The sequence below is a fragment of the Anabaena sp. FACHB-1237 genome, from assembly GCF_014696225.1.
GTDB lineage: Bacteria > Cyanobacteriota > Cyanobacteriia > Cyanobacteriales > Nostocaceae > FACHB-1237.
Genome location: NZ_JACJPV010000001.1, coordinates 73,791 through 90,682 on the forward strand (window position 1 = coordinate 73,791; position 16,892 = coordinate 90,682).

Here is a 16,892-nt window from a genome sequence, read left to right on the forward strand (position 1 = left end):
CAAGCCATATTCGCATTTTTATCTGTAACCTATTCCCTGTCACCTAATTAAGCCTATTTTTGGAGTATTTTATGTCTAAGAATTTATTAGAACAATTGCGAGAGGTAACTGTTGTAGTTGCCGATACTGGCGATATTCAAGCAATTGAAAAGTTTAAGCCTCAAGATGCTACCACAAATCCTTCTTTGATTACAGCCGCAGCCCAAATGCCAGAATATCAGGATATTGTGGATCAAACTTTGATCCAGGCTAAAAAGGATGCTGGAAATAAAGCTAGTCAAGCGCAAGTGGTATCTTTAGCTTTCGATCGCTTGGCTGTTTCTTTCGGCTTAAAAATCTTGCAAATTATCCCTGGTCGAGTTTCTACAGAAGTTGATGCTCGTCTATCTTATGATACAGATGCTACTGTTGCTAAAGCTAGAGATTTAATTGCCCAATATAAAGCTGCTGGTATTGGTAAGGAGCGCGTCTTAATTAAAATCGCCGCTACTTGGGAAGGTATTAAAGCTGCCGAAGTATTGCAAAGGGAGGGTATTCACTGTAATTTAACTCTCTTATTTGGTATTCATCAAGCTATAGCCTGTGCTGAAGCTAAAGTTACTCTCATTTCTCCCTTCGTCGGCCGCATTCTCGACTGGTATAAAAAAGATACTGGCCGTGATAGCTATCCCCCATCGGAAGATCCTGGTGTATTATCTGTAACTAGAATTTATAACTACTACAAAAAGTTTGGTTATAAAACCGAGGTCATGGGCGCTAGTTTCCGTAACATCGGGGAAATTACTGAATTGGCAGGTTGTGATCTATTAACTATTTCTCCTGGCTTACTTACTGAGTTGCAAAATTCTACTGCGGCACTACCTCGCAAACTAGATGCGAATAATTCCGCTACTATGAGTATTGAAAAAATTACCATTGATAAGGCAACCTTTGATCAGATGCACGCTGCTGATCGTATGTCTTCTGATAAACTCGCAGAAGGTATTGATGGTTTCACCAAGGCTTTAATTACTTTGGAACAATTACTGGCCACAAGATTAGCACGTTTAGAAACTGAAATGGTAACAGCTTAAACGATCAGGGGGTTTCTACCATCATCCTCAGTAGCGTTATTAACGTTAAACTAGTTTTGATTGATTCCTTTGGCTAGGGATTAATTATTGGCGATCGCCCCATTTTTGTACTATCTTGCTTGGTACTCTATCTAGGCGATCGCTTTTTTCCACAATTATCCTTATTTGATAACTTAAACTTATATTTTATCTAAAAAATAATAAGTTTTTTTAAAGAAAAATCCTATTTTTGATGTTGTACTGGGGTTGTAATCTGGTATGATAGTCGTATTATAAATAATGGATTATACAGACATAAACTTTAGTGCTGATATTTCCATTATAAAAGTATCAGTTCCAGGAGAAAAAGTCAAGGGGTTGCAACCAAAAAAATGAAAATTTTTGTAAATTTATTTTGTAAATTTATATTGTTTTTGAGATGCTTAAAAATTTATTAACTCATAAATTTATGTAAGGTTTTAACAATGTTAAATCTCTACATACTCCTGAATCTTCTGACTCCTATTGAAAATATTCAAGAATCAAATTAACTATGTTACTATCCCGTGAAGCTATAATTACTCCCATAGTAGCTTTGACTTGTATGGTTAGTGTTAGCTTATTACAAGTACCAAAACTACAAAAACTTTTAGTTAGTCAAGAGTCAAGTTCCATTGAAGAACTAAAAAAAGATGAACAAAAAGAAAGTTTACGCTTAGAATTATTAGAGACACTACCCAGCTTCACCTATAAAAACCTAATTTCCGATTGGGTATATATAGACTTTCTGCAATACTTTGGAGATGACCAAGTTAGAGATAAAATAGGGTACAGTATTAGTCCAGAATACTTCGATATTATTCTCACCAGAGATCCCCGCTTTTTAGAAGCATATCTGGGGTTGTCCGTGAGTACCTCCCTATATGCAGGAATGCCAGAAAAAACTATTTCCATCATGGAGAATAATCTTAAGTCCTTATCACCCCGACTACCGCCCAGATCCTACTATATATGGAGATATAAAGGTACAGACGAACTATTATTTATGGGCAATGCTCAAAAAGCATCACAATCATTTTCACAAGCTGCTAATTGGGCTAGTACCTATAATGACGAAGAAAGTAAAAACGTAGTATCTATTTCCCGACAAACCGCCGCATTTCTGAGTAAAAACCCTGCTAGTAAAGCAGCACGAGTAGCAACATGGACAATGGTTTTACAGAATAAACTAGATGAAAAGACTCAAAAACGAGCCATCAAAGAAATAGAAGCATTAGGAGGGCAATTGATCAAGCGACCTGATGGCAGTTATGGTGTTACATTACCAGAACAAGACTGATGGAGTGATCTGCAAGTGATCAGCAGGTGTGGAAATCTCGTCCATACCTATCATCATAGTGAAGAAATTTGGGATTATCTTAAAATAAGTTAATATAATTCTCATAACAGCCACTCTCTCAAAAAAAGCTACGCTCAAAAATATCAAAAATATTAGGAGAACAAACCTCGGTGAATAAAAAATGGAGAAATACAGGACTATACGCGCTATTGTTAATAGTAGTGATTGCATTAGGAACAACATTCTTTGAAAAGCAACCACAAACTCAAGAAACATGGCGTTATAGTCAATTTATTCAAGAAGTAGAAAAAGGTAGCGTGGAAAAGGTCAGCTTAAGCCCAGACCGTTCTACAGCACTAGTAACACCTAAATATGAACCCAATAAGAAAATTGTCACTTTAGTCAATGATCCAGACTTAATCAATACCTTAACAGCTAGAGGAGTGGATATTTCCGTTCTTCCCCAAGCGGATGAAGGTATGTGGTTTAAAGCTCTGAGTGGGTTATTCTTACCTGTGTTACTATTAGTAGGATTATTTTTCTTACTGCGTCGCGCTCAAGCAGGACCTGGTAGTCAGGCCATGAACTTTGGTAAGTCTAAAGCTAGAGTGCAAATGGAACCACAAACACAAGTTACCTTTGGGGATGTGGCAGGTATTGACCAAGCTAAATTAGAATTAAACGAAGTTGTAGACTTTTTAAAGAATGCCGATCGCTTTACTGCCATTGGTGCGAAAATTCCTAAAGGTGTACTGTTAGTTGGACCTCCAGGTACAGGTAAAACTTTACTAGCTCGCGCTGTAGCTGGAGAAGCCGGAGTACCATTTTTCAGTATTTCTGGTTCTGAGTTTGTAGAAATGTTTGTGGGTGTAGGTGCGTCCCGTGTCCGTGACCTGTTTGAACAAGCAAAAACTAATGCTCCTTGTATCGTCTTTATTGATGAAATTGACGCAGTAGGTCGTCAAAGAGGTGCTGGTTTAGGAGGAGGTAACGACGAACGGGAACAAACCCTCAACCAGTTATTAACTGAAATGGATGGTTTTGAAGGTAATACTGGTATTATCATCATCGCAGCTACAAACCGTCCTGATGTATTGGATGCGGCTTTATTACGTCCTGGTCGTTTTGATCGTCAAGTAGTAGTTGATCGTCCTGACTATTCTGGACGCAGTGAAATATTGAGAGTTCATGCGCGTGGTAAAACCCTATCTAAAGATGTGGACTTGGATAAAATTGCCCGACGTACTCCTGGTTTTACAGGTGCAGACTTATCAAACTTGTTGAATGAAGCCGCTATTTTAGCAGCACGTCGGAATTTAACCGAAATTTCTATGGATGAGATTAATGACGCTATTGATCGTGTATTAGCAGGTCCAGAGAAGAAAGATCGGGTAATGAGTGAAAAGCGTAAAACCTTGGTAGCTTATCATGAAGCGGGTCATGCTTTAGTGGGTGCATTAATGCCTGATTATGACCCAGTACAAAAAATTAGTATTATTCCTCGTGGACGTGCAGGTGGTTTAACTTGGTTTACTCCCAGTGAGGACCGCATGGATACAGGTTTATACAGTCGTGCGTATTTAGAAAATCAAATGGCCGTAGCTTTAGGTGGTCGTCTTGCTGAAGAGATTATCTTTGGTGAAGAAGAAGTTACTACAGGTGCTTCTAATGATCTACAACAAGTAGCTAGAGTAGCAAAACAAATGATTACTCGCTTTGGAATGAGCGATCGCTTAGGACCAGTTGCTTTAGGTCGTCAACAAGGTAATATGTTTCTGGGTAGAGATATCATGTCAGAACGAGATTTCTCTGAAGAAACTGCTGCTGCAATTGATGAAGAAGTACGCAAATTAGTAGATACTGCCTACAGTCGAGCTAGGGATGTACTAGTTAGCAACCGTCACGTTTTAGATCAAATAGCACAAATGTTGATTGATAAAGAAACCGTAGATGCAGAAGAATTGCAGGAAATTCTCGCTAACAATGATGTGAAAATGGCAGCTTTCGCCTAGTTTTAGCTAAATAAAATCCGCTAAAATTATCAGATCCCCGAACTCTTGAATTCGGGGATCTTTTTGTGATAATTGAGCCCGGTTTTCCTTTGTAGCACGTTCATCACCAGTCAGCAGAACTTGGCCATCTTGAGTACACCAACGTAACCAATTATCCTGTTTTCACCGGCTAACATCTGGAATATCATAATCCTCAACATCATCAACATTGATTAAAAGTTGTTCAACCATGATTTTACCCATTCATTAAGAGGGTTGTTTATAGATTAACTTATTTGAGTGGATAGTATATGACCTAAACTTGATCAGATTTTAGCTGCAATTAATTGGTTAATTAGCAAAATGTTTGATATCATAACCACTTAACAATAATATTCTCAATAATTAATATCAAATTCAATCATGGAAATATCCAATTTACCCACAGAGGTAATTTTAACAAACTCCCGTCAGTCACTAGGAAAATTACAACTTGACTGGATACCACAACCAGGAAATTATCTTGATGTTGACGGTAAAACATACACAGTTTTAGAACGCCGTCATCGCTATCAATTAAAATTAGGACGTTATCATTTACATGATATTGCTATTTACGTACAAAAAGTCACCTATCCCTTAGAAAAAAGCCTATTTGCTGGACGTTGGGTAATTGGTGATGCTACTTGTAATTATAACGCTCACTCGGAAATTATCCGTTGCGCTGTCAACCCAGAAGGTCCTTGTAATTCTTGTAAATATTATGAAAGGAATAATAAATAATATTAACTAATAGTAAATAATAATGTGCATTAATAAAAAAAATCTAATTCTATTAGGACTTACGCAAGTGTCACACTAAAAAATCTGTTGTAGTTGTAGGATACGTCAGATATCAAAAATCTGTTTATTTGCAAGATTTATACTCTCTGACGTAGTTGATGAGCTTGTCGAACCACACCCTACGAATGTTTCATCTGCGTAAGTCCTGCCTATATGGGATGCAAATCACATATACTCTATCTATACTCTATCAATTTTCAATGATTAGGTGCGATCGCTAATGATAAGATTTCTGTAGTGTGGGCATCTTGCCCCCTAATACCATACTTGATCGAGTATTAATTTTCTATTGTCAATTTTTCCCCCAACACTAAACGACTACCATTGACAAAATCCCATCCTGAATAGGGACGTTTTCCAGTTAGTTGGACTTCTAATAGTAGCAATAAACCTAATCCTGTTTGTACTACCGCTCCCACTCCTTTAATAATAGCGACTATTTCACCAGGTTCACCAGAAATAGTTGACAAATTAGCCGTTTTATGTATTTTATCTTGTAATTGTTGTGGTAATGCCTGGATATATTCAGTTTCTAGGGGAATAGTGGCCATGATTTTTAGTGGTTGGTTGCGAAACCTAGTTACACAATGAGGATAAAATCCTCTAATTTGATTATGTAATGCGATCGCAGTTCTCCACCAGTCTAAATTATAATCATTCTTAGTAATCAAAGATGCGTAAGTTGCTAAATTATGATCCTGGGAAATCCCTGTTATTTCCTGATTCTCTAATTTTAAAGCAGTTTCTATTAATAAGTCTGCACCAATCACAGCTAACCTATCTGCTAAAGTTTCGGCGTTATCTAGTGGATTAATAAATGTAGTGGCTTTTAGCAACATATCCCCTGTATCCATACCCCTATCCATTAACATGGTAGTAATCCCTGTTTCTGCTTCTCCATGATACAAACACCATTGAATAGGTGCTGCACCTCGGTATTGGGGCAAAATGGAACCATGTACATTCACACAACCAAACTTAGGCATATTTAATATCTTTTGAGATAATATTTGCCCATAAGCAACCACTACAAAAATATCCGCTTCTAGTTGTTTAAGTTTAGTCAACGTTTCCACATCTTTTTTAATTCTTTCTGGTTGCCATACTGGTATATGATGATTTATAGCCAGAATTTTTACAGGTGAAGGTGTCATTTTATTGCCGCGTTCTCGGCGTTTATCCGGTTGAGTAACAACAGCAGATACTTGAAAATTCTCATCTTGAATTAATCTTTCCAACGTAGGAACAGCAAAATCAGGAGTACCAAAAAAAACTATTTTCATTAAGTTTCATTAAGGGTTAGTAGTAAATGATCAGTAATATATGAACAATTAAGACTAGATCAGTTCTTAATTGCTGATAATTGACAACACCAACAATCTTAATCAAATATTCTTCAATATTTTTTCTCTGCGAGGGATAATTTTAGAAGTTTGATGGTATATTGTTGAATGTTAGTTAAATTTTAGCAAAACTGTCTAAGATCATTGCCCTAAAATAGTTTACTACCTTGCACTGAAAAAACAAAGTGTATAATTTGTATCTACCAATAGTAATTTCAAAAATCAAGTTGTATAGTTTGCTACTAAATAACTTTTGTAGAATTAAGTCCAAGTTAATTAGACTGAAGTGGGATTTTTTTGTTTTGTAAAATTGTGTAAGATATTCAAGGGGATTAGTGAGTGGGAGGAAAAATATATTAAAAATATATTAATATTTACAGAATTTCTTTATTATTTAGGACTTACGCAAGATTGGACTGAACACCTGATTCTTGCGTAGAGGTAGTTCCCGAATTACCCCTACTTTAGTTCTGTTTTGTGTCAGTCCTGTTATTGATCATGTGTTAAGCTAGGTTAAACTTTTAGAAAACAAACAGTTTTTGATCTTGAGCAGCAAAGAGTATTTTTTCTTATGAAATGAATACCTAGTGTATAACTAGTACAGCTTGGCGTAAATAAACTAACCATTCTAAATCGTCCAAAAGCCTACACTGTCTTCGTTTTGACTTTTGAATGCATGACCTACGTCCTGTGGTACTAAGCCCAGTATATTGAGTATAATGGATTTATAAACACGAACTCTGTTCATGATCGCTAAATTATCAAGTCTAAAGTACCTAATCATAATTATTGAATAAGCTAGTTTTGCTCATCTTGACTATTATTCATACTAGTGATGGTCTGTAGTCAACTATTTTATTCAATAGACATTTCCAAGAATTAAAATCTTATTACAGTAGATAAGGCTTATAGTCTGATTTCTACAAAATTTATCGTGCTAAAAAACTACCTAAGTTATGATGAACGTCTGTAATTATCTGTAGTTCATGCTGTCTATTTTTTACAAAATTTTCAGATATAAATAATAAAATGAGAAGTTTTGTAAAGTGATGCAAAATTTGGATAAATTATCTAGAAAGAGTTCTGAATTTATTGATATACATAATAGTCATAACTTGATCTGATCCTACATAAAAATTGCCTGCCCCTAGCTACTGCCCCTGGAGAATATCAATATGCTTAAACATTTTTTTGTATCAGGATGGTTCCGTCTTCAACCATTTGTCAAATACGTTTTTATTTTAATTATGCTTTCTCCCCTAGCAGGAGAATCTGTTAATAGTATTGCAGCCAAACAATTAGAAAAAGGAAATATCAAAGTAGAGTATGGAAAATCAAGATATAAATGGGAAAGTTCCATTCAACAAAATTCTAGTTCTCCACAAGAGGTATTAAAATTTAACAAGTATTTTCTCCTGAATGAAGTTAGTTTATCAAAAGGAAATACTGTTGTTGAACCAATTATCAAAGATAATAATCAAACTGGAAAATATTCAGGAGTAAAAGGGACAAAAGTAGAAAATTCTTCAGGGATGTTTGAAGCCATACAATTAAAGATATTACCATCACAAAAAGATGATAAATCTTCTAGCATTAAGTCCAATAGACTAGAAAATAATCATTCTCATACTTCAGAAGAATTAAAAGATCCTCAAAGGAATCAGCCCATTCAGGGAGTAGATGAAAATTCTAACTCTCAAGCCTTGCCAAATGTGAGGGTTTTACCTAATAATGCTAGAGGATTAGAAACACCTGTAAATGAACAAATAACTACAGATCAACCACCAGAAAATGGGGAAATGGTACAAAATGATCCCATTGGTAGTCCCCATCCTATTCCTTGGCAATGGATCATGAAAACCCAGGAAAATGTAGGGGGTAAAGGTAATTCTGGTGTGCGGTATTACCGCAGTATTCCTGTGGTTTCAACAGATGGTAGATATGCAATTTATAGTCGAGTAGAAATGACCGTTAAACCAGAAATGCACAATAGTCGAGTTAATAGTGCTTTGTTTATTGAAGATAGAAAAACCAAACAGTTAAAAGTATTATTGACAACTAATCAAATTAATGATCCTTTATTGAAAAAACAGGAGAAATTAACTGAGGAAATGCCAGAGGATGGGAAAATTGCTGTGTTAGTACCTGTGAGTTGGTCCAAAACAGGCGATCGCTTTTTAGCTAGAAAATTTGTAGCACTTTTTAATACAGCAGACGCTACAGATCAAGCAGTAATTTGGCATCGTCAACATAATCAGATCAATACTATTGCTCCCCATCAAGAACAAGAAGATCGTGAGAAGATAGCGATCTTATTAGGTTGGAGTAAAAATGAACCCAACAGTGTATTATTCCGTTCAGGAGAACTTGGTGAGGAAAATTGGCCGTTAGTACAAGTTAATAACGATGGTAAAACCATAGAACTGGCAGCAGAAGCAGATCAAGCGGTAACATTTGGTAATAGGGGCAAAATTTGGGCTGATCCACAACTTGCTTCTCGATAAAATCACGATCCCCGAATTTTTTTATCATTATGGCAAAATTCGGGGATATTTTTCTTGATCACTACTTAGTACGGGATGGATATCTATCGGGTAAAAACAAACAATACAAATTTAATAAATAAGCTGATGTGCAGCACTCACTGTATAACTAAAAAACCTAAAATTATTGTAGTACAAGCATCTTGCTTGCATCCATGATCTAAATTCAAGGCACAATAGCTTAATAATGTATTAAATATTACAGATACAAAGTATATACAAAAATGTATAAGGATAGCTATTATCAAATACTATCTACAGCAGCAAAAGTCTGAAAGCACTATTAATTAAGACTTTTGGATAAACAACCTACCTCAAAAAAATTTCTCAAATTTCTCAAAAAATTTTTGCCAAAACACTTGACAAAAACCCTAGTGGTAATGCTATATTATTTAAAGTGAAATTGTTGGGGCGTAGCCAAGCGGTAAGGCAGCGGGTTTTGGTCCCGCCATCCCTAGGTTCGAATCCTAGCGCCCCAGTTAAAACCCAGTTAAAAATATAAAACGGTTTACTAGTGTAAACTAGCTATTAAATCACTTATGTGTTTGGTTTTTGAGGAAATGCTACCCTAGAATAGACTAGTTTTACCTTATTCCTAGTTATGAAAATTCCTCAATTGGATAACTGGCCAAGCAATATAAAAGCGGCTAAGGCTATTCAAGAAAACCTGAGAAAACAAGTAATTACTGTTGTAGATCAATTGCCTGAAAAGATCCACTATATAGCAGGTGTGGATATGGGCTTTTTAGAAGATGGTAAAACCTGTGGCGCAGCAGTGGCGGTACTGAGTTTTCCTGATTTACAACTAGTAGAAACTAGTTTAGCGTATCTTCCCACCAGTTTCCCCTATATTCCTGGATATCTTTCCTTTCGAGAAATACCTGCTATTATTGATACTTTAAAAAACTACAAACTATCCCAAATATAATTATTTGTGATGGACAGGGAATAGCACATCCGCGCAGATTTGGTATTGCTTCTCACTTGGGTTTATTAATAGATATACCTACAATTGGTGTAGCTAAATCCTGGTTAATTGGTGAATATGCACAGTTAGGAGAAAATAGAGGAAATTGGCAACCTATGACAGATGCAGGAGAAATGCAGTACAGCACATTCCATCTACATGAGGTACACTATGAACACAGCAAGATGCCTGTATTACAAGGGTTTTATCATTAACATCTGTACCTCATAATAACGGAAACTGCTATAAAACCTGTATATGTTTCCATTGGTTATCGTATTAGTTTAACAACAGCAATTCAATATGTGTTAGATTGTACTCCTAAATATCGTTTACCAGAAACTACTCGTGTGGCTGATAAACTAGCATCAGATAGGTAAATAATAGATGAATAATGGATAAATAATGGATAAATTTTTGCACAAAATTTATCTTTTTTATATTCATCATACTGATGCAGCATAAATATCTATGAAATTAAGAAATAAGAATTTAAGCACTACTGGAAAATCTAAAAAATTAGGTTTTTATCCCCAGCTAGATATATTGTAAAAATTGTCAGAGTTAATAAGGAATGTAATTATGAATAGCAATAGTATCCCTGTTCAACAACAACTTGGTAGTTCTATAACAACAGTCACTAACTTAAAAAAAATACCTCCTATTATCTTACGTCATCCTGTACCTATTTTGGGTATTTCTTGTGTAGTTATTTCCTTGACTACTATGTTTGCTATTACTACTAAACAGATATATCAAAGTAGTATGCAAATATTAATCAGTTATAAATTAGATCAGTCTGTAAATAATAATTCAGAAAAACAAAAGTTGGAATTATCCAAACAATCCGGATTAAAAAATATTGATGATAATATTAATTATGACAGTCAAATGAAATTAATGTTAAGTGATAAATTATTACAGAAAGCTGTATTTTTACTAAAAAAAGATTATCCAAATATCACAATACAAGATATTAAAGATATTAATGGTCAAAATAAAACTCGTCAACAATCATTTTTAGAATTATATAAATTAGTTAATAAGTCTCCAAATGGTCAAGATTTAAGTCAGGTATTTGTAGTTTCATTTCAAGATCGTGATCCCTTAAAAACGAAAAGGATTTTACAAGCATTACAAAAAGTCTATCAGGATTATAATACTGAGCGAAAAAATCAGCGTGTCAATCAAGGTTTAGCTTTTATTAATCATCATCTTCCTAAATTACAAGATGATTTAATCAAAACAGAAGAAAAACTCCAAAAATTCCGCAAGAACAATAATTTAATTGATCCTGTTTTACAAAGTCAGATTTTAGTAAAATCTCTAGGAGATATTCAAAAACAAAGACAAACTATTAAAGCACAAATAAAAGACATAGAAAGTCGTAATCAAAATTTAAGACAAGCGATTTCTTCATCCGCTCAACTTGATAATATAGCAGTTAATCCTGTTACGGAATCTGATAATAGTCAGTATCGAAATTTAGTTAATGAAGTGAAAAAAACCGAACAAGAATTAGCTAGATTTCGTGTACTTTATACAGAGACACATCCAATTATTCAACAGTTGAAACAGCGACAAACAGTTATTAATAAACTTTTAGCAGAATATAATAATCAAAACAAAAATCAAGCAAATAATCAGCCACAATTAGCTAAAATTAGTTCTCAGTTAGAGCAGGAATTAACACAGTTAAAGATTAAGTATTCAGGATTAATTGCTAATGATAATGCTTTGGGAAGTTCTGAGGAAGAAATTAAGAAAAAATTAGAGAAATATCCTAGTTTAATTGCTGAGTATAAAGCGTTGATTTCTGAGTTAGAAACTAATCGAAAAACACGGGATCAATTATTACAATTGCAGAATTTTTTAGGAGTTAAAATTGCTCAAGAAGGGTTTGACTGGCAGATATTAACAGAACCAGATTTAGGAATATCTATAGGTCATCGGAGATGGTTCATAATTATTGGTGGTATTTTCCTTGGACCAATTTTAGGAATAACCTTTTTGTGGTTATGGGAAAAATTAAATCAGAAGATTTTATCGGTACAAGAATTACAGCAAGTGACACATTTAAGGTTATTAGGTTCTGTACCTAAGCTGCTTAATAATCAATCTGTTAGTCAGACTAAATTGCCATTTATTTGGGGAAGTAAAGATATAAGTAATGATAACAGTGTGGCAATTAGTAAGTTACAAAGTCTCCAGGAATTGCCTAAACATGAAACTTTAGATATTATTTATCAAAATCTTCAGATATTAAATAATTGTCTGCCTTTGAAGTCTATTATGTTAACTTCATCTGTACCAGGAGAAGGTAAAACTACTTTAGCTTTAGGTTTAGGTGCGAGTGCGGCAAATATGCACCAAAGAGTCTTATTAATTGATGCTAATTTGCGTTCTCCTAGTTTACATAAAACGTTAGATATATCTAATGATTGGGGATTATCTTTGTTATTAGTTGATGATATTTATACTCCGTTAGATAATTATATTCAACCGATTCATCCAGCGATTGATGTATTAACTGCTGGTCCAATATCAGAAGATGCAGTTAATCTTTTAAGTTCTCAAAGAATGAAAGAATTAATTGTGTTATTTGAAAGCAAATATGATCTGGTTTTAATAGATGCTCCTTCAGTTTTAGATACTGTGGATGGAAGAATTATTGCCAGTTTATGCAATAGTATTGTTATGGTAGGGAGAATAGGTAAAGTTAGTCCTGAGCAATTACGAGAAGCTACGGAAATTTTGAGTCACTTAAATTTAATTGGTATTGTTGGTAACGAATTTTGCCTATGAATTGATTTACCTATTCAAGATCCCCGACTTCTTTAAGAAGTCGGGGATCTAAATCTTGTTTTTCCTGATTTATGTTGCTAAATGTGAATCACAAATAAGGCATAATAAGAAAATGGTGACAGTAGTAGATGCTGGTAATTAAACTGTGAGTATGAAATTGCAATTGTTGTTAAGTTCTTTATTCTCGAAAATTCAAGGTAAACATTGGTTACTGGGTGTAATTTTGTGGTTTACTTTACTTGCTCCTGCTCAAGCATCTGTAATTTTGCGTGTAGCAATTGAAAGAGGTGTTAAACAAGTCAAGGTCGGTGCTTCTACCACTGCTATTGTCAAGGATAGTAGTGGCCGGACTTTGGGACAATTACCGGGAATGAGTGCTTTTGCGGCTCAGTCTGTACCTGGAGGTATCGCTTTAGACCGATGGCAGTCGGGGTTATTTTGGATTGAACCGACGAATAAGGGATATGTTTATATAGGCGATCGCTGGTTTCGCGGCAGAATTTTAGTTGTACCTACAGATAAGGGCTTAACTGCGGTTAATTGGGTAGATTTAGAAGAATATCTATACAGTGTAATTGGTGGGGAAATGGACTCGCGCTGGCCAGATGAAGCACTAAAAGCGCAGGCGATCGCCGCTCGAACTTATGCACTTTATGAGCGTCAAAAACAAAGAAAAAATCCTGTTTATGACTTAGGAGATAGTCCTGATCGCTGGCAAATTTATAAAGGCGTAAGTAGTGAATCTGCGAGAACTTATAACGCAGTAGATAGTACCGCAGGCCAAGTTTTAACTTATCAAAATCAAATTATTCTTTCGGTTTTTCATGCTTGTTCTGGTGGACATACAGAAAATGTAGAAGATGTGTGGGGAAATACTCTTCCTTATTTACGAGCAGTTCCTGATTTTGATCAAGATATCAAAGAATGTAATTGGATAAAAACCTTTACACCTCAAGAAATTAGTTCCAGAATTGCTGGAGTTGGTAATATCAAAAGCATGAATATCGAAAGTCTTTCACCATTTAAAAGTGTCAAATCTTTAAAAATTATAGGTGATAAAGGTACTAAAATTTTAGAAGGTGAACAAGTACGTACTGCACTAAAATTAAGAAGTACCAGATTTACCGTTAGTAAAGATGCAAACGGGAATTTTGTTTTACAAGGTTTAGGTTTTGGTCATGCTTTGGGAATGAGTCAATGGGGAGCTTATAATTTAGCCCAACGTGGTGCAAATCACTTGCAAATTTTAGGTTATTATTATCGAGGTGTGGCTTTAACTGGTATTCAAGCCAAATAATTGATAATTGACAATTGATAATTATTAATTATTAATTATTAATTATTAATTATTAATTGTCAATTTATTCAAATTCCTGTTCTAATAAATCTCTATCTGAAGAATATATAGAATCATATTCACTAATCACTTTCTCTTTACCAAATTCACGAGCAAAAGCCATTTTTATTTGTAAATTATTATCTGCATTAGCTAATAATCTCGCCCTAATTTGACGTTCTTTATTTCGATTATTAATTTTACCATTTTGATTTTTAATCCAAAAATAGCGAATTATTGGTATCGCTAAAAATCCGATTCCATAAATTAATAATAAACCATAAATCCCTTGGACAAAAGCTACTAAACCACCAATTTTAGCCCCAATTACACCATTTCCCAATAGAACTCCTAAAAATATAGCACCCACAAAATTAATAACACCTAAACCTGCACTTAACATAATTTGCCCAGAACTTGCTTGACTAAAACGCCAGGAAAACTCATGTAGATACTCAGAAATTGAACGACGTTCTTTTTTACTAGCTTTAACTTGTAACTCAGGAAAATAATATATTATTTGTCCTTGATCACTTACCTCTGGTTTACCATTAAACTTCACCAAAATAGGTAACATATAATCTTCATATTCCTGTTGATATTTCGGGCCAATATCATCTAAATAAGGTGTTATTTGTTCCGCCACAATTGCACCTTTATTAGCCCTAATAACAGTACCAATTTCTTGCCAACGACGTGCTTCTAAATTAGCATTGGGATTACCATCACCAAATAAAAATGAAAATACAGCTTCTAAAAAATTCATCTCATAATTTTCCACTCTTTCTTTTCTTCTTTCCTGTTGTCTATCTTCATAACCAGGAGTGAAATACCAAAATAAATCAGGAAAAAAGAAGAAATTAAACCCGCGAAAACTGCTATTTCTATCATCATTATCCCTATCAGAACTAGCAGTTAAAATAATAGTAATAGTTACAGTAATTAAAATAATAGAAATAATCAAAAATATGCCGAAAGAAATCCTAATTAAGTAAAATAATACAGACCAAATTTTTTCCCACCATTCCTTTAATCTAATTTGTAAATATTTGTTACGTAAAATATCTCGAAAATTCTGAGGAAATTGATAGACTATATCACCTGTATCTGCAACTTGTAAATGTCCACCGGCTTGTGATGCTAAAACCAATAAATTTTGATTCACTTCAGCTATATTTAATCCTATCTGACTAGCGACATCTCCAGCAGTGACACGATAGCCTAATTTTTCAACAGTTCCCATAATGGCAGGATTAGTGGTAATCATATTTCCATCCTGTGGTATTTTAACTAACTTTATTTTAGTATAGCATTTAGGGGTAGGGGTTTTAGCAATGATTACAGGTGTCCAATTAAACTACAAATCGCTGATTTGTTTATTTACAGATAACAACATTAGTAATATAGCTTTTTCCAGTCTAATAGATATCTGGTGGTAATTCCATGTCCACCTGCCTGTCGGCAGACAGGTGATTTAAAATCCTTGTAGGGACAATTCATGAATTGTCCCTACATTCTTTTCACTCCTATGTCTAATTTATATGGTATATGGTTGATATAGCGATCGCCATTTATATGGTATATGGTTGATATAGCGATCGCGGGCAAGATGCCCGCACTACATTAAAATACGCGATGTTGTAAAGATGGCATTTGCCGCCGTACTTGTTCTAGTCTAGATGGTTTAATTTCAGCGATCGCTATTCCTGGTTTTTCTCCCGCATCAGCTAATATTGTTCCCCAAGGATCTACAATCATCGCGTGTCCGTGAGTTTGACGACGATCATAATTAGTACCCGTTTGTGCAGGTGCAATGACATAACAGGTATTTTCTATAGCTCTAGCCTGTAACAATACTTGCCAGTGATCCTTACCAGTAAACGCTGTAAAAGCGGCAGGGACAAATAATACATCTGCGCCTTTTTTGGATAAATAGCGGTATAATTCGGGAAAACGGACATCATAACAAATAGATAGACCAATATTACCTAAATCTGGAGAACTGTACACCGGGGGTAATTCCTGGCCAGCCATTACCGTACTAGATTCTCGATAGGTGTTACCATCAGGAACATTAACATCAAATAAATGTACTTTTTGATAGCGAGCAAGTTCTTCACCATTGCTATCTATCAATAAAGCAGTATTATAAACCTTACCAGTATTTTCTACAGGAATGGGAAAACCGCCTCCGAGAATAGTGACTTGAAAGCGTTGCGCCATTTTTCTCAAGAAAGTTTGTGTTTCCTGGGCGATTTTATCTCCTTGAGCGAGTTTATCCCGTTCTTCCCCCATAAATGAGAAATTTTCTGGTAAACCCACCAATTCTGCACCTTGACGCACCGCTAGATCAATTAATTCTTCGGCCTGGATCAAGTTTTGAGAGAGATCCGGTACAGTAGTCATTTGAATAGCAGCAGCTAAATAAGATTTCATAGACTCAACAGCAAGAAACAGTGGAATAGAACATAGATTTTCCAATATATCGCTATATCCACTCCATTTGAACATAAGAACAATAGCGATCGCAAGTAGTAGCCCAAATTGCTAGTTAGGAGTTACAACAGTTTCCCAACAACCGTGGCACAGATTAAAATGAGCAAAACTAGTACAGCTTGGTATAAATAAACCAACCATTCTAAATCGTCCAAAAGCCTATACCGTCTTGGTTTT

At 34.9% G+C, this 16,892-nt stretch carries 11 protein-coding genes, 1 tRNA gene and 1 pseudogene; 9 read left to right on the top strand and 4 right to left on the bottom strand.

The genetic code is table 11. The features are described from left to right. The first annotated feature begins 71 nt into the window (after positions 1–71). From H6F32_RS00370 to H6F32_RS00385, 4 genes are all read left to right on the top strand, one after another. Positions 72–1,073 carry a transaldolase gene (locus H6F32_RS00370; RefSeq protein WP_190367356.1) on the top strand — a complete coding sequence of 334 codons (1,002 nt, stop codon included), beginning with the start codon at positions 72–74 and terminating at the stop codon, positions 1,071–1,073. 532 nt (positions 1,074–1,605) lie between these two features. Beyond that, a complete protein-coding gene (locus H6F32_RS00375) occupies positions 1,606–2,391 on the top strand; it encodes a hypothetical protein (protein ID WP_190367357.1) in 786 nt (261 codons plus the stop codon). Positions 2,392–2,561: 170 nt separating this feature from the next. Next, positions 2,562–4,403 (top strand): ATP-dependent zinc metalloprotease FtsH3, encoded by a 1,842-nt coding sequence (ftsH3, locus tag H6F32_RS00380; protein ID WP_190367358.1) that lies wholly within the window; start codon positions 2,562–2,564, stop codon positions 4,401–4,403. Positions 4,404–4,805: 402 nt separating this feature from the next. Further along, positions 4,806–5,165 (top strand): DUF6464 family protein, encoded by a 360-nt coding sequence (locus H6F32_RS00385; RefSeq protein WP_190367359.1) that lies wholly within the window; start codon positions 4,806–4,808, stop codon positions 5,163–5,165. A 338-nt stretch (positions 5,166–5,503) separates the two neighbouring features. Here the strand turns inward: H6F32_RS00385 and fmt are convergent, their stop codons facing one another. Then, positions 5,504–6,508, bottom strand: coding sequence for a methionyl-tRNA formyltransferase (gene fmt / locus H6F32_RS00390; RefSeq protein WP_190367360.1), 1,005 nt, complete (start codon positions 6,506–6,508; stop codon positions 5,504–5,506). Positions 6,509–7,743: 1,235 nt separating this feature from the next. Here fmt and H6F32_RS00395 point away from each other — a divergent pair. From H6F32_RS00395 to H6F32_RS00405, 3 genes and pseudogenes are all read left to right on the top strand, one after another. Then, positions 7,744–9,072: a hypothetical protein gene (locus H6F32_RS00395; RefSeq protein WP_190367361.1), complete on the top strand. Its 1,329-nt coding sequence runs from the start codon at positions 7,744–7,746 to the stop codon at positions 9,070–9,072. Between the two features lie 446 nt (positions 9,073–9,518). After that, a tRNA-Gln gene (locus tag H6F32_RS00400) sits at positions 9,519–9,590 on the top strand. Positions 9,591–9,712: 122 nt separating this feature from the next. Then, positions 9,713–10,458 (top strand): annotated as a pseudogene (locus H6F32_RS00405) (endonuclease V). Here H6F32_RS00405 and H6F32_RS00410 read toward each other — a convergent pair. Continuing rightward, a complete protein-coding gene (locus tag H6F32_RS00410) occupies positions 10,377–10,541 on the bottom strand; it encodes a hypothetical protein (RefSeq protein WP_190367477.1) in 165 nt (54 codons plus the stop codon). The pseudogene H6F32_RS00405 and the gene H6F32_RS00410 sit on opposite strands and share 82 nt — an antisense overlap. Before the next feature lie 119 nt (positions 10,542–10,660). Here H6F32_RS00410 and H6F32_RS00415 point away from each other — a divergent pair, with 119 nt between their 5' ends. Both H6F32_RS00415 and H6F32_RS00420 read left to right on the top strand, forming a co-directional pair. Next, entirely contained in the window at positions 10,661–12,883 is a 2,223-nt protein-coding gene (locus H6F32_RS00415; RefSeq protein ID WP_190367362.1) for a tyrosine-protein kinase domain-containing protein, read from the top strand. Positions 12,884–13,034: 151 nt separating this feature from the next. Continuing rightward, the gene (locus H6F32_RS00420) at positions 13,035–14,180 is read left to right on the top strand and encodes a SpoIID/LytB domain-containing protein (protein ID WP_190367363.1); all 1,146 of its coding nucleotides are present in this window, start codon (positions 13,035–13,037) and stop codon (positions 14,178–14,180) included. 64 nt (positions 14,181–14,244) lie between these two features. On the opposite strand, the gene H6F32_RS00425 is transcribed toward H6F32_RS00420, so the two are convergent. Both H6F32_RS00425 and H6F32_RS00430 read right to left on the bottom strand, forming a co-directional pair. Next, on the bottom strand, positions 14,245–15,483 hold the full coding sequence (locus tag H6F32_RS00425; RefSeq protein ID WP_190367469.1) for a hypothetical protein: 1,239 nt from the start codon (positions 15,481–15,483) through the stop codon (positions 14,245–14,247). A gap of 359 nt (positions 15,484–15,842) precedes the next feature. Next, positions 15,843–16,655, bottom strand: a complete 813-nt coding sequence (locus H6F32_RS00430) for a carbon-nitrogen hydrolase family protein (protein WP_190367364.1) — start codon at positions 16,653–16,655, stop codon at positions 15,843–15,845. Positions 16,656–16,892 lie beyond the last annotated feature (237 nt).